At 57.7% G+C, this 19965-nt stretch carries 18 protein-coding genes; 8 read left to right on the top strand and 10 right to left on the bottom strand.

Features of this window, described 5'->3' with window-relative positions:
* The first annotated feature begins 46 nt into the window (after positions 1–46).
* Positions 47–790 carry a hypothetical protein gene (locus tag ACI7MX_RS06085; RefSeq protein WP_314482761.1) on the top strand — a complete coding sequence of 248 codons (744 nt, stop codon included), beginning with the start codon at positions 47–49 and terminating at the stop codon, positions 788–790.
* A gap of 50 nt (positions 791–840) precedes the next feature.
* Here the strand turns inward: ACI7MX_RS06085 and ACI7MX_RS06080 are convergent, their stop codons facing one another.
* Positions 841–1695: an SDR family oxidoreductase gene (locus ACI7MX_RS06080; protein WP_405584105.1), complete on the bottom strand. Its 855-nt coding sequence runs from the start codon at positions 1693–1695 to the stop codon at positions 841–843.
* A 188-nt stretch (positions 1696–1883) separates the two neighbouring features.
* Here ACI7MX_RS06080 and exbB point away from each other — a divergent pair, with 188 nt between their 5' ends.
* From exbB to ACI7MX_RS06050, 6 genes are all read left to right on the top strand, one after another.
* Positions 1884–2864 carry a tonB-system energizer ExbB gene (gene exbB / locus ACI7MX_RS06075; RefSeq protein ID WP_405584108.1) on the top strand — a complete coding sequence of 327 codons (981 nt, stop codon included), beginning with the start codon at positions 1884–1886 and terminating at the stop codon, positions 2862–2864.
* Between the two features lie 6 nt (positions 2865–2870).
* Positions 2871–3296, top strand: a complete 426-nt coding sequence (gene exbD / locus ACI7MX_RS06070; protein ID WP_405584111.1) for a TonB system transport protein ExbD — start codon at positions 2871–2873, stop codon at positions 3294–3296.
* Positions 3293–4039 (top strand): energy transducer TonB, encoded by a 747-nt coding sequence (locus ACI7MX_RS06065; RefSeq protein ID WP_122786163.1) that lies wholly within the window; start codon positions 3293–3295, stop codon positions 4037–4039. Before exbD ends, ACI7MX_RS06065 begins: the two co-directional genes overlap by 4 nt.
* 159 nt (positions 4040–4198) lie before the next feature.
* The gene (locus tag ACI7MX_RS06060; protein ID WP_314482774.1) at positions 4199–5119 is read left to right on the top strand and encodes a LysR substrate-binding domain-containing protein; all 921 of its coding nucleotides are present in this window, start codon (positions 4199–4201) and stop codon (positions 5117–5119) included.
* An 11-nt stretch (positions 5120–5130) separates the two neighbouring features.
* Positions 5131–7206 carry an ATP-dependent DNA helicase RecG gene (gene recG / locus ACI7MX_RS06055; RefSeq protein ID WP_405584115.1) on the top strand — a complete coding sequence of 692 codons (2076 nt, stop codon included), beginning with the start codon at positions 5131–5133 and terminating at the stop codon, positions 7204–7206.
* 70 nt (positions 7207–7276) lie between these two features.
* Positions 7277–8686 (top strand): HDOD domain-containing protein, encoded by a 1410-nt coding sequence (locus ACI7MX_RS06050; protein WP_405584118.1) that lies wholly within the window; start codon positions 7277–7279, stop codon positions 8684–8686.
* 73 nt (positions 8687–8759) lie between these two features.
* Here the strand turns inward: ACI7MX_RS06050 and ACI7MX_RS06045 are convergent, their stop codons facing one another.
* The 9 genes from ACI7MX_RS06045 to ACI7MX_RS06005 form a co-directional block, all read right to left on the bottom strand.
* On the bottom strand, positions 8760–8975 hold the full coding sequence (locus tag ACI7MX_RS06045) for a molybdopterin-binding protein (RefSeq protein WP_003444581.1): 216 nt from the start codon (positions 8973–8975) through the stop codon (positions 8760–8762).
* Positions 8976–9010: 35 nt separating this feature from the next.
* The gene (gene ssuB, locus ACI7MX_RS06040; protein WP_314482781.1) at positions 9011–9817 is read right to left on the bottom strand and encodes an aliphatic sulfonates ABC transporter ATP-binding protein; all 807 of its coding nucleotides are present in this window, start codon (positions 9815–9817) and stop codon (positions 9011–9013) included.
* Positions 9814–10587 carry an aliphatic sulfonate ABC transporter permease SsuC gene (gene ssuC, locus ACI7MX_RS06035; protein ID WP_405584622.1) on the bottom strand — a complete coding sequence of 258 codons (774 nt, stop codon included), beginning with the start codon at positions 10585–10587 and terminating at the stop codon, positions 9814–9816. The genes ssuB and ssuC overlap by 4 nt, the downstream gene beginning before the upstream one ends.
* A 40-nt stretch (positions 10588–10627) precedes the next feature.
* Entirely contained in the window at positions 10628–11776 is a 1149-nt protein-coding gene (ssuD, locus tag ACI7MX_RS06030; RefSeq protein WP_314482786.1) for an FMNH2-dependent alkanesulfonate monooxygenase, read from the bottom strand.
* 32 nt (positions 11777–11808) lie between these two features.
* Positions 11809–12774 carry a sulfonate ABC transporter substrate-binding protein gene (locus tag ACI7MX_RS06025; RefSeq protein ID WP_314482789.1) on the bottom strand — a complete coding sequence of 322 codons (966 nt, stop codon included), beginning with the start codon at positions 12772–12774 and terminating at the stop codon, positions 11809–11811.
* Between the two features lie 79 nt (positions 12775–12853).
* Positions 12854–13447 carry an NADPH-dependent FMN reductase gene (gene ssuE / locus ACI7MX_RS06020; protein WP_314482791.1) on the bottom strand — a complete coding sequence of 198 codons (594 nt, stop codon included), beginning with the start codon at positions 13445–13447 and terminating at the stop codon, positions 12854–12856.
* A 326-nt stretch (positions 13448–13773) separates the two neighbouring features.
* Positions 13774–15876 (bottom strand): TonB-dependent siderophore receptor, encoded by a 2103-nt coding sequence (locus ACI7MX_RS06015; RefSeq protein WP_405584125.1) that lies wholly within the window; start codon positions 15874–15876, stop codon positions 13774–13776.
* Between the two features lie 288 nt (positions 15877–16164).
* Entirely contained in the window at positions 16165–16803 is a 639-nt protein-coding gene (locus tag ACI7MX_RS06010) for a peroxiredoxin (RefSeq protein WP_314482796.1), read from the bottom strand.
* Between the two features lie 295 nt (positions 16804–17098).
* Positions 17099–18457, bottom strand: coding sequence for an OprD family porin (locus ACI7MX_RS06005; RefSeq protein WP_405584128.1), 1359 nt, complete (start codon positions 18455–18457; stop codon positions 17099–17101).
* Positions 18458–18958: 501 nt separating this feature from the next.
* Between ACI7MX_RS06005 and tauA the strand changes: the two genes are divergently transcribed.
* Entirely contained in the window at positions 18959–19936 is a 978-nt protein-coding gene (tauA, locus tag ACI7MX_RS06000) for a taurine ABC transporter substrate-binding protein (protein WP_314482803.1), read from the top strand.
* Positions 19937–19965 lie beyond the last annotated feature (29 nt).

Here is a 19965-nt window from a genome sequence, read left to right as displayed (position 1 = left end):
CTGCTGCGCCAACCCCCGCTTTCCCCCGCTTTAAAAGGATTCCACCATGCGCAATGCGCTCGCTATGTCACTGCTTGCCATTTTTCTGGGTGGCTGTGCCAGCGACCCCGCCGCTCGCGATATCAGTGGTGTATGGATCAACCAGGCAGCGATTGATCAAGCAGCTAAAGGCGGCAACTTGCGTGAAGCCTTGCTGGCTAACGGGCCGAACCTTGAATGGGATATCGACAGCCAAAAAGCCAAAGCCAATTACACCAATGGATTCGAGTGGGTTGAAGGCAAGCTGATGCCTGAGAAAGACGGCGTCTGGCAGGTCGGCTTTTATGGCAGTGGGTCTACCGACTTGAGCATCAACGGTAACCAACTGATCCAAGCGGCCGGCGATGGCGATCCTCGACAATCATTCATGCGATCGACCGTTAATCTGGCAAGCGATGCGCCTTTGGGCACGCATTTCGAACATGCGCTCAAGTCTGCTTATCTGGGTGGTCAGTGGCGTGTGGTCAGCGGTAAGGGCCAGGGCAATCAAGTGACTTTTTTGGCAGATGGCCAAGTGAAAGGACTGCCCGATGCCAATGCTTACGCCCTGTGTTTGGCTGGCGACTGCGCTTCGATGAGTGGCGAGTACGACAGCCTTTGGTTGCAACAGGACGAAGTGGGGGCGGCCCACATCTTCGTACGCAAAGGTCGCCAACTGGAAATATTCCAGGCCCTGGACTCCGCAAAGCCTGACGAAATGCCCCAGCTGTATCCCGGCAAACGGGAATGGTTGTTGGAAAAGCAGCTGTAAGCCTTGACCTCGAGCTGCAAGCCGCAAGCCGCAAGCCGCAAGCTTGCAGCTTACAGCTCAGTCAACAGCCTCCCATACCCTTCGCGGTAGCTCGGGTACCGAGGCTCCCATCCCAACGCTTTGGCGCGGGCATTGCTGCAACGCTTGCTACCCGCCCTGCGTACGCTGGCTTCTTCTGCCCACGCCGTCACACCCAGACGCTCGCGTAGCCATCCCACCACCTCTGCCAGCGGGGCCGGGTCGTTGTCGACGCCGATGTAGCAGTGGTCCAGGGTTTTGCCTTGCAAATCCGCATCAAGCAAGAAGGCCAGTAAGCCGGCCGCATCATCCGCATGGATCCGGTTGCCATACAGCGGCGGATCGACAGCCACGCGGTAACCCTTGCGCACCTGCCCCAGCATCCACTCGCGGCCAGGGCCATAGATACCGGTCAAACGTACAGTGCTGGCAGGAATGCCACTCTTCAGCGCTACTTGCTCGGCCTCTAACATGATCCGGCCCGAGTAACTGGACGCTTGAGCAGGAGACATTTCATCGACCCATTCGCCATTTTTCTGACCATAAACGCCGCTGCTTGAGACAAACAAAAGGCGCTTTGGCTGCTGACCGTTTTGTTTTAGCCAAGCCAGCGTGTGCTTCAGCCCGTCGACATAAGCGGCTTGATAACCCGCCTCATCATGGTCGGTCGCGGCAGCGCTATAGACCACATAGTCGATCTGACCTTTAGGCCACTGAGCGGGGCACTGTGCGCTGAACAGATCGCCCGCGATGCCTGTGACACCTGCTGGCAACCGCTCAACAGAGCGCCTGAGGCCATAGACTTGCCACCCTGTGTCCAGCAATTGAGTGGCCAAACGGCTGCCGATATCGCCGCATCCGGCAATGAGTACTGAGGGTTTGGACATCTCAAAACTCCTAACAAATTGTTACAAATCTACGTGGATAGGCACTACCAAGGTAGTGACTTACGAAAAAAACAAAGGCTATTGCTTTTGTTAACAAGAATTACTTGCAATAATAACGCATCAATTGCCCTGGGTCTTAAGACGCGTCGTAGGGCAAAACCTTCTTACTTTTCTCAGGTCCGGCTAGCATGACACGCAATCATCCCAACGCTTCGCCAACCCCGCTGTTAAGCCCGACACGCCTTTGGCGCGGGCTAGCTGCGCTGATGTTCAGCCTGTTGCTGGCACCCGCTGCGGCCTTTGCAGACGAGCCTGCCACTCCAGCCCTTCAGCCGGCAACCGAATCTGTCGCTCCGGCGCCTGTTGCAACGCCGGGTGCAACTGATCCTGCTTTGGCTGAAGGCGTTGTGGCTCCAGCCGATGACGCGCCGCAGATCGTTGCCGCAGAAGACAACAGCCTGGGCATGGCTCACGATCTGTCGCCTTGGGGCATGTACAAGAACGCCGACATTATTGTCAAAATCGTCATGATCGGCCTGGCCATCGCCTCAATCATTACCTGGACCATCTGGATTGCCAAAGGCTTCGAAGTGCTGGGCGCCAAACGCCGCCTGCGCATCGAAATCGCTCAACTGAAAAAAGCCCGCACCCTCAAAGAAGCCAGCGAGACGGCCGGTAAAGAAGGCACGCTAGCTCACTTGCTGGTACAGGACGCCCTCGAAGAGATGCGCCTGTCGGCCAATAGCCGCGAGAAAGAAGGCATCAAAGAGCGCGTCAGCTTCCGTCTTGAACGCCTGGTGGCCGCGTGTGGCCGCAACATGAGCAGCGGCACGGGCATCCTCGCCACCATCGGCTCGACGGCTCCGTTCGTCGGTCTGTTCGGTACGGTGTGGGGCATCATGAACAGCTTTATCGGTATCGCCAAAACCCAAACCACCAACCTGGCCGTCGTCGCGCCCGGTATTGCCGAGGCCCTGCTGGCCACCGCATTGGGTCTGGTTGCAGCGATTCCAGCGGTAGTGATCTACAACGTGTTCGCGCGCTCCATCACGGGCTACAAAGCCCAAGTGGCTGATGCGTCGGCAGAGGTGTTGCTGTTGGTTAGCCGTGATCTCGATCACCTGCCGCCCGAGCGCAGCTCGCAACCGCACATGGTCAAAGTGGGGTAATAGACCATGGGCCTGCATTTAAAAGAAGGCGATGACGATCTCGCCGAGAATCATGAAATCAACGTCACCCCTTTTATTGACGTGATGCTGGTACTGCTGATCATCTTTATGGTGGCCGCACCGCTGGCCACCGTTGACATCAAGGTTGATCTGCCTGCGTCGTCGGCCAAGCCGGCGCCGCGCCCCGAGAAGCCCGTGTTCCTGAGTGTGAAGGCTGACCAGCGTCTGTATCTGGGTGAAGACCCGGTGACGGTTGAAGCGCTGGGTCCAACCCTTGATGCCAGAACGCACAACAACAAAGACACGACCATCTTCTTCCAGGCCGACAAAGGTGTGGACTACGGTGACTTGATGAGCGTGATGGATGCATTGCGCTCAGCGGGTTATTTGAAGGTAGGTCTGGTCGGACTTGAGACGGCAGCCAAGAAATGACCATAGCGCGCCAAAAGATGACGCGTTACGCAATCAGTTTGGCCGCGGTGTTGGCGATCCACGCAGTGGCAGTGATTCTTGCCCTGCAATGGTCAACCCCGCGGACTGTCGAACTCCCACCGCAAGCGATGATGGTTGATCTGGCACCGCTGCCAGCACCGCCGCCGCCTGCGCCGCCGAAAGTGGTGACCCCACCACAACCGCCGGCCCCCGTGGAAGAGTTGCCGATCCCCAAGCTGGCGGAAGCGCCCAAGCCGAAGATTGCTGTTCCCAAGCCGGTTAAACCCAAGCAGAAGCCTCAACCGCCCAAGCCTGTGGAAAAAACCGAGCCGGTCAAAGAAAAGCCTTCAGAAGAGAAACCGAGCGACGCGACACCGACCAAAGCACCGACTGAGAAGTCTGCCGCACCGGCCCCAGGCCCATCGGCTCAACAATTGGCCGCCAAAGCCAGTTGGGAAGGTACGTTGCTCGCGCACTTGGGCAAGTACAAAAAGTACCCCGCTGCCGCGCAGTCGCGAGGCAAGGAAGGCCTGAACCGTCTGCGCTTCGTGGTAGACGCTGAAGGTAAGGTGCTGTCTTACGAACTGGTAGGACGTTCTGGTAATGCGGATCTGGACCGGGCTACTCTGGAAATGATCCGTCGGGCGCAGCCATTGCCCAAGCCACCGCCGGAGATGCTGACCAACGGCACCATCGAAATCGTGGCACCGTTCGTTTACTCCATCGATAAACGTCGGCGGTAACACTACAAAGGGCACCTCAGGGTGCCCTTTGTGCTTCTGCCCGACAGATAAAAACGCCTGACAGCCATTAGCCGCTTTAGCTGTAAGGAGAATGTCTGATAACGTGCGTCTATCGATTGCAGCCGCTATTCTTGGCCCGCAACCACAGGGACGCCCGCTATGACGCTTACAGAATTACGTTACATCGTGACGCTCGCCCAAGAGCAACACTTCGGCCACGCTGCCGAACGCTGCCATGTCAGCCAACCGACCCTGTCGGTGGGCGTGAAAAAACTGGAAGACGAACTCGGTGTGCTGATTTTTGAGCGCAGCAAAAGTGCCGTGCGCCTCACGCCAGTCGGCGAAGGGATTGTCGCCCAGGCGCAAAAAGTGCTGGAGCAAGCCCAAGGCATTCGCGAGCTGGCCCAAGCAGGTAAAAACCAGCTGACCGCACCGCTCAAGGTCGGCGCCATCTACACCGTTGGCCCGTACCTGTTCCCGCACCTGATTCCGCAACTGCACCGGGTAGCCCCGCAGATGCCGTTGTATATCGAAGAAAACTTCACCCACGTGCTGCGCGACAAACTGCGCAATGGTGAACTGGACGCGATCATCATCGCCCTGCCGTTCCAGGAGGCCGATGTACTGACCCTGCCGCTTTACGATGAGCCGTTCTACGTGCTGATGCCCAGTGAGCACCCTTGGACCAAGCGCGACACCATCGACGCCAGCCTGTTGAATGACAAGAGCCTGCTGTTGCTGGGTGAGGGTCACTGCTTCCGCGATCAGGTACTTGAAGCCTGCCCGACCCTGACCAAAGGCAAGGACGGCGCCAGCCACACCACCGTTGAGTCCAGCTCGCTGGAAACCATTCGTCATATGGTGGCTTCAGGCTTGGGTATTTCTATCCTGCCGTTGTCGGCTGTCGACAGTCACCACTACGCCCCTGGCGTACTGGCCGTGCGTCCGCTGACTCCGCCGGTGCCGTTCCGCACGGTGGCGATTGCCTGGCGCGCCAGCTTTCCACGTCCCAAGGCGATTGAAATCCTCGCGGACTCCATCCGTCTGTGCTCGGTGGCCAAGCCACCTGCCGCGACCTAAGAGCGGCGCCGATGTCCGAGTTGTCGAATGTGTCGGTCACCGCGCTCAAGGGCGTGGGCGAGGCTATGGCCGAGAAACTGGCCAAGGTGGGTCTCGAAACCGTCCAGGACGTGCTGTTTCATTTGCCCCTGCGCTATCAGGATCGCACGCGTGTGGTGCCGATTGGCGCTTTGCGCCCGGGTCAGGATGCGGTGGTGGAGGGGCGTGTCATCGGCACTGATGTGGTCATGGGCAAGCGTCGCAGTTTGCTGGTGCGCATTAATGACGGTACGGGCGGCCTGAGCCTGCGCTTCTATCACTTCAGCAATGCGCAAAAAGAAAGTTTGAAACGGGGCACTGAGGTGCGTTGTTATGGCGAAGCGCGGCCGGGTGCTTCAGGTCTGGAAATTTATCACCCTGAATACCGCGCGATTACCGGTGACGAGCCGCCGCCCGTCGATACCACCCTGACGCCCATTTACCCGACCACCGAAGGCCTGACTCAGCAGCGCCTGCGTCAGCTCAGCCAGCAAAGTCTGGCCATGCTCGGCCCTCGCAGCCTGCCCGATTGGCTCCCGCCCGAACTGGCTAAAGACTACCAACTGGCCCCGCTCGACGAAGCCATTCGCTATTTGCATCAGCCCCCGGCAGATGCCGATGTGGAAGAGTTGGCACTGGGTCATCACTGGGCGCAACACCGTTTGGCGTTTGAAGAACTGCTGACCCATCAGCTCTCTCAGCAACGTCTGCGCGAAAGCCTGCGTTCCCAGCAGGCGCCGGTACTGCCCAAGGCAATAAAGCTGCCCGCCCTATTCCTCGCCAATCTAGGTTTTGCACCCACGGGGGCTCAAATTCGCGTGGGCAATGAAATCGCTTACGATCTCTGCCAGCCCGAACCCATGTTGCGCCTAATACAAGGCGACGTCGGCGCCGGTAAAACCGTGGTGGCAGCGCTGGCAGCCTTGCAAGCATTGGAGGCGGGTTATCAGGTGGCCTTGATGGCCCCCACTGAAATTCTCGCCGAGCAGCATTTCATCAGCTTTAAACGCTGGCTGGAACCGCTGGGCATCGAAGTCGCCTGGCTGGCTGGCAAGCTCAAAGGCAAAGCGCGCACGGCGGCCATGGAACAAATCGCCAACGGCGCACCGATGGTGGTAGGCACCCACGCGCTGTTTCAAGATCAGGTTCAGTTCAAAAACCTTGCACTGGTCATCATTGATGAGCAGCACCGCTTCGGTGTTCAGCAGCGTCTGGCCCTGCGCAATAAAGGGGTGGGCGGGGTGATGTGCCCGCACCAATTGATCATGACGGCCACGCCGATTCCTCGCACGCTGGCCATGAGTGCTTACGCCGATCTGGACACCTCGATTCTCGATGAGTTGCCGCCCGGCCGTACGCCAGTCAATACCGTGCTGGTGGTCGACACACGGCGCGTCGAAGTGATTGAGCGGGTGCGGGCTGCCTGCGCCGAAGGGCGACAGGCCTATTGGGTGTGCACGCTGATCGAAGAATCCGAAGAGATGACCTGCCAGGCCGCCGAAACCACCTTTGAAGACCTGACCAGCGCGCTGGGCGAACTGCGTGTGGGCTTGATCCACGGACGCATGAAGGCCGCCGAGAAAGCCGAGGTCATGGCCCGCTTCAAGGCAGGTGAACTGCAATTGCTGGTTGCCACGACGGTCATTGAGGTGGGCGTGGACGTTCCCAACGCAAGCTTGATGATCATTGAAAACCCTGAGCGCTTGGGTTTGTCGCAACTGCACCAATTACGCGGGCGCGTAGGCCGGGGCAGCGCGGCCAGTCACTGCGTGCTGCTTTATCATCCGCCGCTGTCGCAGGTGGGGCGTCAACGCTTGGGCATCATGCGCGAGACCAATGACGGTTTTGTCATCGCAGAAAAAGACCTGGAGTTGCGCGGCCCAGGAGAGATGCTCGGCACTCGGCAAACCGGGTTGTTGCAGTTCAAAGTGGCCGATTTGATGCGTGATGCCGACCTGCTGCCGGCCGTGCGCGAAGCGGCGCTGGCCTTGCTTGAACGCTGGCCAAACCATGTCAGCCCCCTGCTCGACCGATGGCTACGCCACGGTCAGCAATACGGGCAAGTCTAAATGCACGTTCAGCCAATGAGCCCGCAGCCGATTCAGTGATGGCTTTACCCTTTTGAGTTAATAAGACCCCATGCAAACCACAACTGACGTCGCTGGCGTGCCAACCCTTTTGAGCACGCCGCCCGCTCTACAGCGGGTGTTAGCAGAGTTGTCCATCGCGTACCGTGAAGTCATTGATCAGCCTGGGCTCGACCCGGCCTGCAAGGTGCAAGCGGTATTGCTCAACGATTCGGTTGGCGAGCTGATGGTGCTGTTCGCCCAGAGCCAATTGCTCGACCTCAATCGACTCGCCGATTTGATTGGGCGAGACATGACCGCGGTGGCAGCTGACCGGCTTGCAGAGCTGCTCGCCAAGCACCAGCTGCGCATCTTGCCGGGCGTGCCAGCAGTGACCGGTTCAACCTGCCTGTACGAAGCGCGTCTCTTGCATCAACCGCTGCTGTTTATCAGCGGCGGCGAACCCGGTTTGCTCCTGGAAGTCACCGTTGAAGACTTCAAACGCCTGCTCAGTAAAGCCACGGTCGGCCGTTTTGGTGAGCCCCTGAGTGATATCCGCCTCAGCCTTCAACAGGCGGTAGACGATGGCGAAGCCATCACCCGAGCGGTTAAAGCCTTCACCACGCGGCGCATTCAACAGCGGCTTGAAGCGACCATTGAGTTGCCGCCTTTGGCGGAAAGCATCCGCAAGCTCATCCAGTTTCGTGCCAATCCAGACATCTCCATCGACGAAGTAACAAGCGTTGTCGAAACCGACCCGGCATTGGCGGCGCAACTTATAAGCTGGGCGTCGTCTTCGTACTACGCGCCTAAGAGCAAGATTCGGTCGGTGGAAGACGCAATTTCTCGTGTGTTGGGAGTCGATGTCGTAGTCAATCTTGCGTTGAGTCTGTCGTTGGACAAGAGCCTGGGCTTACCCAAGGATCACCCGCAATCCAGCATGCCTTACTGGCAGCAGTCCATTTACACGGCCGCAGTCATCGAAGGGCTGACCCGTGCCATGCCTCGCAATCAACGCCCGGAAATCGGTATGACCTATCTGGCGGGGTTACTGCACAATTTTGGCTATTTACTGCTGGCCCATGTCTTCCCGCCACACTTCTCACTGATTTGCCGTCACCTTGAGGTCAATCCTCACGCCAGTCATAGCGAAATAGAGCAGCACTTGCTGGGCATCAGCCGCGAGCAGATGGGGGCATGGCTGATGCGGTTTTGGGGCATGCCGCAGGAGTTGGTCATTGCTGTGCGTTTTCAGCACGACCCGGGTTATCGCGGTGATGATGCGCCCTACCCTAATCTGGTGTGCGTCGCGCTGGGACTGCTGCGCAGTCGGGGGATGGGGCATGGCTCGCGCGAACCTTTGCCTGAGGCCATATTCGAACGGTTGGGCGTGACGCGCGATGAGGGTGAAGCGGTGGTGGATAAAGTCCTTGAAGCAGAAACACTGTTACGCGAAATGGCCGCGCTTTTCAGTCGGGCGTGAACTAGACGTGGGCCGTGAGCAATAAAAACCCCGAAGGGCTCACGCCTTTCGGGGGGGGTGGGTAAGCCACGGTTTAGAGCTTGGCGATGGACACTTCGGTGGATTTCACGAACGCAATCACTTCGCTGCCGACCACCAGTTCCAGCTCTTTGACCGAGCGGGTGGTAATCACCGAGGTGACGATGCCAGAGGCTGTTTGTACGTCGATTTCTGATAACACGTCGCCCAGCACGATTTCCTTGATGTGGCCTTTGAACTGGTTACGAACGTTAATGGCTTTGATGGTCATGGTGTCGATTCCTGTCTTGGGATAGAAAAGTGAGGTTATTGCGCCCAGCGCAATTGCGTGGGCAACGGCGCAACGGGTTCTGGCTCAGGGGGCGAGCCAGGCAAAGCGAGTACTCGGTTCAGCACTTCGGTTTCCAGTGCGGCCAGTCGATGTGAGCCCCGCACTCTGGGGCGCGGCAGTTCAACCGTGAGGTCCAGCCCCACTTCGCCGTCTTCGATCAAAATGACGCGGTCGGCAATGGCCACCGCTTCACTGACGTCGTGGGTCACCAGCAATACGGTGAAACCATGCTGGCGCCACAGGCGTTCGATCAGGTGCTGCATTTCAATTCGGGTCAGCGCATCAAGTGCACCCAGCGGTTCATCCAGTAGCAATAATCGGGGTTGGTGAATCAGGGCACGTGCCAACGCCACCCGCTGTTTTTGCCCTCCCGATAACGCCGCCGGCCACTCATTCGCCCGCTCGGCCAGGCCTACTTCTTCCAGCGCTTTGAGGGCTTTTGGCCGCCAGTCGCCTTTGAGGCCAAGGCCCACGTTGTCGATGACTTTCTTCCAGGGCAGCAAGCGCGCTTCCTGAAACATCAACCGCGTGTCTTCGCGAGCGTCTTGCAACGGCGCCTTGCCGGCCAGCAACTCACCGCCTGAGGGTTGATCGAGACCGGCCAGCAGGCGCATCAGGGTGCTTTTACCGCAACCGCTGCGCCCGACAATGGCAACAAATTGGCCCGCTGGGATGTGCAGGTCGATGCCCTTCAAGACCTGACGATCGCCAAAGGATTTCTTCAGGCTTTGCACCACCAGCGGGATACCTTGGCGCAAGTGTGGAGGTTGTTGAGCTGTCATGCTGCACCGCCTTTAACCACTTGATACGCCGGGTGCCAGCGCAACCACACGCGTTCCAGACCACGGGCCGCGCTGTCGGCCAACTTGCCGAGCACCGCATACAAAACAATGGCCAGGACGACGACGTCGGTTTGCAAAAACTCCCGGGCGTTCATTGCCAGATAGCCAATACCTGAGCTGGCAGAGATAGTTTCGGCCACGATCAGCGTTAACCACATAAAGCCCAACGCAAAGCGAACGCCGACCAGAATCGAAGGCAGCGCTCCGGGCAGGATCACTTGCCAGAACAGGCTGAAACCGGACAAGCCGTAGCTGCGAGCCATTTCGACCAGTGCCGGGTCGACGTTGCGAATGCCGTGATAAGTATTGAGGTAGATGGGAAACAAGGTCCCCAGCGCCACCAGAAAAATCTTCGCCGACTCGTCAATTCCGAACCACAGGATGACCAGCGGAATCAGCGCCAAATGAGGAACGTTTCGGATCATTTGCACCGAGCTGTCGAGCAGGCGCTCGCCCCATTTCGACAGGCCGGTGATAAACCCCAAAGCCAGACCGATGCTGCCACCGATCACGAACCCCAACCCTGCTCGCCAGCCGCTGATGGCGAGGTGCTTCCAGATCTCGCCACTGCGCACCAACTCGACGCCTGCCGCAAACACGGCGCTGGGCGCCGGCAAGATGCGCGTCGATAACCAGCCCGCAGAGACAGACAACTGCCACACCGCCAGCAGCAACACGGGCAAGACCCATGGCGCTGCTTCGTGAGCCATAGAATTGAGGCTAAGCGCCTTCGCCGTACTCATGGCCGCCTCAGCTCTGCGACGCAGCTTTGGGGAGAATGTCGTTGGCGACCATTTCGCCGAACGGGCTCACATAACCCGCACTTTTCGGCAGTTCCGGACGCTCGATATCAAGGTGCGGGAACAGCAGTTCAGCCACGCGGTAGGACTCTTCCAGATGCGGGTAGCCCGAGAAAATAAACGTGTCGATGCCCAGGTCCGCGTACTCCTTGACCCGCGCGGCCACGGTAGGGCCGTCACCGACCAGCGCCGTACCGGCACCGCCGCGTACCAGGCCCACGCCTGCCCACAGGTTTGGGCTGACTTCGAGGTTGTCGCGGCTGCCACCGTGCAGGGCGGCCATGCGCTGTTGACCGACGGAATCAAAGCGCGACAGTGAAGCCTGCGCGCGAGCAATGGTCTCGTCGTCCAAGTGGGAAATGAGCTTGTCGGCGGCTTTCCAGGCTTCGTCGTTGGTTTCACGCACGATGACGTGTAGGCGAATGCCGAAGCGTACGGTGCGTCCCAGTTTGGCGGCCTTGGCCCGCACTTGCTCAATCTTCTCGGCTACGGCAGCCGGTGGCTCGCCCCAGGTCAGGACCATTTCTACTTGCTCGGCGGCCAAGTCTTGCGCCGCTTCCGACGACCCGCCGAAGTACAGGGCTGGGCGCGGTTGCTGAACCGGTGGGTAGAGCAACTTGGCGCCTTTGACCTTGATGTGCTGACCGTCGTAATCCACGGTTTCGCCTTCAAGCACACGGCGCCAGATTCGGGTGAACTCCACCGACGCTTGATAGCGCTCTTCATGGCTGAGGAACAAACCATCGCCGGCCAATTCTTCCGGATCACCGCCGGTCACCAGATTGAACAGCGCGCGGCCGCCTGACAGACGATCCAGTGTCGCCGCCTGACGGGCCGCCACGGTGGGCGAAACGATGCCTGGGCGCAGAGCCACCAGAAATTTCAGGCGCTGAGTCACAGGGATCAGCGATGCGGCCACCAGCCACGAGTCTTCACACGAACGACCGGTGGGGATCAGCACCCCGCCAAAACCCAAGCGATCTGCGGCTTGCGCTACTTGTTGCAGATAGCCGTGGTCTACGGCGCGGGCACCCTCGCTGGTGCCAAGGTAATGGCCGTCACCGTGGGTTGGCAGGAACCAAAAAATATTGAGGCTCATGGAGTGGTCTCCTAAATGGGGTTCTGCAAGCGTTAGTTAGCGTTGGCCACAGCGGCCGGTGGGGTCCAGATCACGTCTTTAATCACCAGCGGCTTTGGAATTAACTTGAGCTGGTGAAAGGTGTCTGCGATTTTCTGCTGCGCGTTAACCACTTCGGGGGTCAGAAATTGCGCGCCGTAGCCTTGGCGTTTTACCGCTGTCAGGGTTATTTCAGGCGACAGGCCGAGAATCGGCGCCACTTGCTTCGTCACGTCTTCAGGATTGGCTTTGGCCCAATCACCGACATTGCGCACTTCTTCGACCAGGGTTTCGATCACCTTGGGGTGCTGTTCGGCGAAGGGTTTGGTGGCCAGGTAAAACTGATGGTTGTCGGCAATGCCGCTGGCATCACGCAGGGTGCGTGCGTGCAGTTGTTGTTCCGCGGCCGCTTGGTACGGGTCCCAGATCACCCAGGCATCGACACTGCCGCGCTCGAACGCCGCGCGGGCATCGGCAGGCGGCAGGAATACCGTCTGGATATCGGTGTATTTGAGACCGGCGTCCTCAAGGGCGCGCACCAACAGGTAGTGCACGTTGGAGCCTTTATTGAGCACTACTTTTTTACCCTTAAGGTCTTTCACCGAGGTGATCGGCGAATCCTTGGGCACCAGAATCGCTTCGCTGGTCGGGGCCGGTGGTTCATAAGCGACGTAGAGCAAATCAGCACCGGCCGCCTGAGCAAATACAGGCGGGGTTTCGCCCGTTACGCCGAAGTCGATTGAGCCTACGTTCAAGCCTTCAAGCAGTTGCGGGCCGCCGGGAAATTCAGTCCATTGAACGTCCACGCCTTGCTCGGCCAGACGCTTTTCCAGCGTGCCTTTGGTCTTGAGCAGCAACAGCGTGCCGTACTTTTGATAACCGATGCGTACGGTGTCAGCTTGAGCTTGCAGGGTAACGCCGAGGGACACTGCCGCCACGAACAGGGCGACCAGACCACGACGCAAAATGACAGGGCGCATGGCGCTCTCCTTTTGTTATTCGAGATTCGGGTAGCACCTGCCGAGCCGTTAGCGGTTCAGTAAGGTGAGGGTGTTGCGTTCAGATGCTCCAGCGAGACGTGATCAGACGTTCGTTGAGAATGTTCGGGTCCAGCGGTTTCGGACGGCGGGCCAGCGCGCTGTAAAAGTGCTCCAGCGATTCGTTCAGCCGTTGTTCCAGCACCGGCACCAACTGGGCTTGGGCGCTGCCCTCGCCGTAGGCAATCTGACTGTCTTCGGCAAAGATGCCGTGCAGCATTTCCTGGGCTTTGAGCGCAGACAGCACGGGTTTGAGTGCGTAATCCACGGCCAGCATGTGGGCAATGCTACCGCCGGTGGCGATGGGCAAGACCACTTTGTGACTCAGTGCGCGCTCGGGCAGCAAGTCCAGAACCGTTTTGAGGGCACCGCTAAATGAGGCTTTGTAGACCGGTGTGGCGATAACCAAACCATCAGCACGCTCTATCTGCTCCAAGAGGTTGATGATGTGGGGGCTGTCAAAGCGGGCATGCAGTAAATCTTCAGCCGGGAAGTCACGAACTTGATAACTCACTACTTCGACGCCTTGCTGGTTGAGCCAGCTTTTGGCGCGATCCAGCAACACCCCGGAGCGGGATCGTTGGCTGGGGCTTCCTCCGAGTGTCACGACCAGCATCTAGGCAATTCCTTGAGTGAATTAGTGCAAATTGCTGTCAGCGTTTTCGCTTGTGTGGGGAGAACATAACAGGTGATTTATATATCGATAAATCATATTTATTCATTTGTTTATTCCGCGATTGCATAAGAGGCTCTGAGCCTCGTAGCAGCGGACGAGCAACGCGAGGCTGCGTTCGACGATGCAATCGTCGCAAGGTCTATGAACGTGGTGAATCTGACATCCCAAATTGAAAAGTTCCACGATGACTGCGCCGCCGAACGCAGCCTCGCATTACTCGTCATCGGCTACGAGTAATGCGTTCCCCCATGACCACAAGGCTGAGGTCAGAAGTTGTAACTCAGCGACGCTGTGACGTTGCGTGACGGGCCATAGAATCCCGAACCGCCGCTGTACAGGCTCATCAGGTATTTGCGGTTGCTGACGTTGTTCAGATTGAGCGCCGTACTCCAATGCGAGTCGATGTCGTAGCTGGCCATCACATCAACCAGCGCGTAAGCGTTCTGGCGAATGCGACTGTCACTGTCCACTTGTATCGCGCTCTGCCAGGCCACACGGGTGCCAATTTTGGCTTTGGGCATGTCCGGCAATTGATAGGTCAAACTGGTACGCACGGTGTGCGTCGGTACGTATTGACGGGCTTTGTCACCCTCCGGGTCTTCGATGTGGACATAGCTATAGCCGCCTTGCACCTGTAATCCCGGGGCCAACTGGCCGCTGGCTTCCAACTCGATGCCACGGCTCTTGAAGTTTTCGCTTTGGTAGACCGACTGGGTGCCGATCATTTCCCCTGTGGCTTCGGCGACATTGCGTTGATCGGTTTTGAATACCGCCGCCGAGACGTCCAGTTGCTCATCCAGCAAGCTGCCTTTGACCCCGACTTCATAGCTTTTGCCTTCCAGCGGCGCGAGCACTTTGCTCTGCGCGTCGATCACGTATTGCGGGTTGAAGATTTTGGTGTAGCTGGCGTAGACCGAGTACTGATCGTTGAGGTCGTAGACCAGCCCGGTGTAGGGCGTGACTTTGCCGTGAATGCGCACATCGCGGGGCGGCCCGTAATCGGTGCCATCGCTGTCGACACTGAGCATGCGCGCCCCGGCAATCCAGTGCAGTTTATCCGTCAGGTTAAAACGCGCCCCGGCATAGACACTTTTTTGGCGATCGGTGAAGTTGGCCATTTTGGTGTCGTCGTCGGTGTACGACAAATCGGGCTTCGGCACGTGGCCGCCAAGGGTCTGGCCCAAATCAGCGGGCATAAATTCATCAACACTGTTGTAGTAGCCGCGCTCTTTATGACGCGAACGTCCGTAATCCACGCCCACCGTCAACTCATGCTCGCGACCGCCCAGGCTGAAGGGGCCGCTGAGTTGAGCTTCACCCAGCAGTTGTTTTTCATCGGCGTGGGTGTGGCTTGGGTCAGCCAGCCAGGGCTGGCTCTCATCGTTCGCCATCAGGTAATACATATTGGCCGACTGACGCTGATCGACTGCGGTGATGTTCAGTTTGCTCTTCCAGCCATTGCCGAAGTCGTGGGTCAGTTCAGCGAACGCGCGCAGGGTATGCACGTCCCAGTAGCTCCAGTCCTGCCCCACGTTGGATCCGCGTCGGCTGTAGTGGATCAGGTTGCCCTGGTAATCGGTCAGTGGCAGCCCGCCCCAACTGCTGACATTGGAGTTGCTCTTGCTGTCTGAAAGACCGACGGTGAGGGTGTCCGCGTCGGACAGATCAAACGCCAGCATGCCGCTCAGCACGTTTTTCTCGCGTGAGTAGCGGTCGAGATAAGAGTTGCCCGTTTCGTTGGCGTAGATAAAACGCCCGCGTACGTTGCCGCTGTCGGTCAAAGGCCCGGACACGTCGAGGTCTATACGGCGTGTATCCCACGAGCCCGCGGAGACTTTTACCTGGGCTTGCGGTGTGTAGGTGGGGCGCTTGCGGATAAAGTTGACCGTGGCCGAGGGGTTACCGGTGCCGCTCATCAAGCCGTTGGCGCCGTGGAGGATGTCGACCTGCTGATATTCGGCCATGTCCAGGTCGCCACTCAGCAACCCGGCGCTGAAGGGCGCGCCTATGCCATCGTATTCGAAGTTATTGATGTCGAACCCACGCGAAGTGAAGTTGGTGCGGTCTGTTTCATACTGCTCGACCGTCACGGAAGGCGCGCTGCGCAGCGCGTCCTTGACGCTGTTGAGGTTGAAATCATTCAACTGTTCGCGGGACAGACTGGTGACGCCTTGGGGGGTTTCCTTGGGCGTAAGGCCCAGTCGCGTGGTGGTGCTGTCGAGCGGCTGCTGGTAGCCGTACGCCGAAACGTCGCTCTCAGAACTGGCTTGCACGTCGGTCTTGGGCAGGGTCAGAGGGTCGGCAAAAGCGGCAGGAGCGGCGGCCCATACAACGGTCAGCAGGGCTGAAACGGGCAAGAAAGTTTTCAAGGCGGCGAGTCTCTGAATGCGGATGCGCCCGAATACTATTTGAGAATGATTATTACGTATAGCGATGGGCGGTTTTTTTGTAACATTTAATGTTTAAAAAAGGCCGTCGAAACGGCCTAAACCCTGTTGCACTTGAAAGTTGTCCCGCACCGTAGCAGCTGCCGAAGGCTGCGTCCGATTGCGCAGCGATCGTAAAACCTGAGCCTCGTGTTTTTCTGCCAGGTCTGGTTTGCGGCTTTAGGCGGTGACGCAGCCTGCGGCAGCTGCTACGGGAAAAGAAATTGGGGTTTATTTGTTCGGCTGCGGCGTCAGACGCAGATACGGCTTCACGGCGCGGTAGCCTTTGGGGAAGCGCTGAGCGATCTCAGCTTCATCCTTGAGCGACGGTACGATCACGACGTCGTCACCGTCCTGCCAGTTAGCCGGGGTGGCGACTTTGAAGGTGTCGGTGAGCTGCAATGAATCAATCACCCGCAAAATTTCATTGAAGTTGCGGCCGGTGCTCGCCGGGTAGGTGATGGTCAGACGGATTTTTTTGTTCGGATCAATCACGAACAGCGAGCGCACGGTCAGGGTGTCGCTGGCATTGGGATGAATCAGGTCGTAGAGGTCGCTCACCTTGCGATCAGCATCGGCCAGGATCGGAAAGTTGACCACGGTATTCTGGGTTTCGTTGATGTCGTCAATCCATGCGCGGTGGGAGTCCACGGGGTCAACTGACAATGCGATGGCTTTCACGCCACGTTTTGCAAATTCATCCTTAAGCTTGGCGGTAAAGCCCAACTCAGTGGTGCACACCGGCGTGAAGTCCGCAGGGTGCGAAAACAGAACGCCCCAGCTGTCGCCCAGCCACTCATGAAACTGAATCGGCCCCGCGCTGGAATCCTGTTGGAAATCGGGGGCGATGTCGCCGAGTCTGAGGCTCATGGTGCAGCTCCTTTTTTTTAGGGATTGGCAGGGCGTTACGGACCTACTCTGCCTGCACTAAAAGCTATTTAAAAAGAATATATATCGATGTATCTATACTCAAATGGCATATTAAAAAGTGTTTCATTGGACGCGCCCACGCCTGCGGTTCACTCTTGAGTCAGGTTTAGGCAAGGGGAGCGGCAGGGAGCTGCGACATTTAGAGGTGTTGCGAATAGATCGATTCGGTCTTCGGTAAACACCCTGCCCGGCATTGCGCCGGGCAGGATTTTTCTAACCTTGTGCTACAACCGGCTTACAACAACGGGATCGAGTAGCTGACGATCAGACGGTTTTCATCTTGATCGCGCTGGCTCGGAATATCATTGCGCCACATGGCGTTTTTCCACATCACGCCGAGATTTTTCAACGGACCGTCCTGCACCACATAGGCCAAGGTAATGTCGCGTTCCCATTCGGAGCGGCCAGTGCCCGTGACTTGGCGGTTAGCGCCTACTGTGTCGATGTTGTCGCCACGCAGGTAAACCATGCCTGCTGTCAGGCCTGGAACGCCCACTGTTGCAAAGTCATAGGAGTAGCGTGCTTGCCAGGTGCGCTCGCCAGCACGGGCGAACTTCTGGATTTGCATGTCGGTAATGATGTAAGCAGATGAGCCGTCGCCCTGGTTCAGCCAAGGGAAGTCGCTGCTGCCATTGCTGACCTGATAGCCACCGCCAAAGGTGTGACCTGCAACGGTGTACAGGAACAAGCCGCTGTAGAGGTTGTTGTCGACTTTGCCTTTGCCGCTGATCGAGCCGCGATAATCACCTGACGAATAGAAGGCGGAATCGCTTCCGTTCTTGCCGTCGTCAGTGCTGTGGAAGTAACGCAGGTCAGACTTCAATACACCCGGGCCGATTGCCCAGTTGTGAGTCAGCCCCAGGAAGTGCTGTTTGTAAAAATCTTCCAGATTGCCGTAGTAGTACTGCAACAGCAGGTCCTTGTTGACCTTGTAGTCGGCACCGCCGTAGTAAAACTTGTTAACGAATTTGCCGGTATCGTAGTTGGAGCCACCGTTGGCACCGGCAATCGACAGGCCTTCGTTGTTGCTCGAGTTACGACCTTTGGCGTGTTCAATTTTACCGCCGGTGAAGGTCAGGTCTTTGAACTCGTTAGAGGTGATCTGACCGCCCTGGAAGGTTTGCGGCAACATACGACCGTCGTTGGTCACGATAACCGGCAGTTTTGGCTGCAAGGTCCCGATGCGCAATTCAGTCTGTGAAACCTTGGCTTTGGCTGTCAGGCCCAAGCTGGAAAAATCATCGACAGCGTGATTGCCGTCGCTTGGGAAAACAGAACCACCAGCCGATGTACCCAAAGGGTTACCGTGCTTAGCAGTGCTGGAGTCCAGCTTGACGCCCAGCAGGCCAATCGCGTCGACACCGAAACCCACTGTGCCTTGAGTGAAACCCGAGGCGAAATCCAGCTGGAAGCCTTGGCCCCACTCCGCGGTGTAGTTAGAGTTTTTAGGTGCTGCCGAGTCGCGGTTATCGTTGTTGATATAGAAGTTACGCAGTTTGAGGGTCGCTTTGCTGTCTTCGATAAAGCCAGCTGCGCTCGCTTGCTGCGCCAATAAACCTACGGCCACAGCGATGGCCAAGGTGGACTTGTTCATGGTGTTGCTCCTTTGTATTTCTAATTTTTGTAGTTCTTTAGTCCCGGATCTAACGTCCGAGTGCTTCAGATGCGCGATTAGCGCCAGACCCTGACTGGCAAGTCAATCGTAACCAATCATGTTTACGACTATTGTCTAGTCGCTGCCTGCGGGAACGCAGGGTAAAGGCAATCTAATAAAGCCAAAAAGAATTATTTATGGAATGTTCATAACCAATAGGTATATGTCAGGAAATTTCCTACTCTCTGGCGCGGGGGATGCTATAGGCCTTTGGTCTAAGGGCTAAACACATTTTTATTAAATTTTTAAGATGGCTTGCTGATTGGCGGCTATAGGAATCCCTGACCGAGTTAAAACCTATAACTGCTCGCGTGCGCGCACGCGTTACAGAAGGATTCAGAACTTCATAAGCTAATGCCTAAAAGTTATTTATTTACTCATTCTTAGATCATTTAACCTCGCGCTCTGCCGATATCCGGTCGCCTGCCGAGGAGCTACACCATGAAATTGCGTTCTCCCCTACGCCTTTTGGCCGCTTTATCCCTGGCAGGTGCCAGCTTTTTCGTACAGGCCGCTCCTGATGTCACCGTTGCTTATCAGACCTCAGCCGACCCGGCCAAAGTGGCTCAAGCGGACGGTGCTTACGAAAAGGCCACGGGCGCCAATATCAAATGGCGCAAGTTTGATAACGGCGCCGACATCATTGCGGCCATTGCCTCCGGTGATGTGCAAATCGCTTACTTGGGTTCTAGCCCGTTGACTGCCGCGATCACTCGCAACGTACCGGTTGAAACTTTTTTGATTGCCACCCAGCTTGGCGGCTCTGAAGCGCTGGTTGCGCGTGACGGTTCGGGCATCAACAGCCCGCAGGATCTGGTCGGCAAGAAGGTCGCGGTGCCGTTTGTTTCCACCGGCCACTACAGCCTGCTGGCGGCGCTGAAGCACTGGAATATCGATCCTTCGAAAGTCACCATTTTGAACCTTGCCCCGCCGGCCATTGTGGCGGCCTGGAAGCGCGGCGATATCGATGCGACCTATGTGTGGGACCCTGCGCTGGGCACCGCCAAGGAAAACGGCAAAGTGCTGATTACGTCGGGCGAGCTGGGCAAGCTGGGCGCACCGACCTTTGACGCCTGGATTGTGCGCAAAGACTTCGCCAAACAGCACCCTGAGGTGGTCAAGGCCTTTGCCAAAGTGACCCTGGATGCTTACGCCGACTACAACAAAGACCCGAAAGCCTGGCTGGCCAATCAGGGCAATATCGACAAAGTGGTGAAACTCTCGGGCGCTAAAGCAGCGGACATTCCGTTGCTGCTGCAGGGCAACGTGTACCCACTGGCCGCTGATCAGGCGGTATTGCTGGGCGCTCCAACCCGCAAAGCCCTGGCCGACACGGCCGCGTTCCTGAAGGAGCAGAAAAAGGTTGATGCCGTACTGCCGGACTATGCGCCAGCAGTTAACGCCACGTTTGTTAATTAATTATTTTTGCCGCACAGGAGTCGACCGTC

Origin of the sequence: Pseudomonas sp. 2024-210 (genome assembly GCF_045062345.1) — a bacterium.
Taxonomy (GTDB): domain Bacteria; phylum Pseudomonadota; class Gammaproteobacteria; order Pseudomonadales; family Pseudomonadaceae; genus Aquipseudomonas.
Note: the sequence above shows the minus strand (reverse complement) of the source record. Positions and strands in the feature narration are given on the sequence as shown.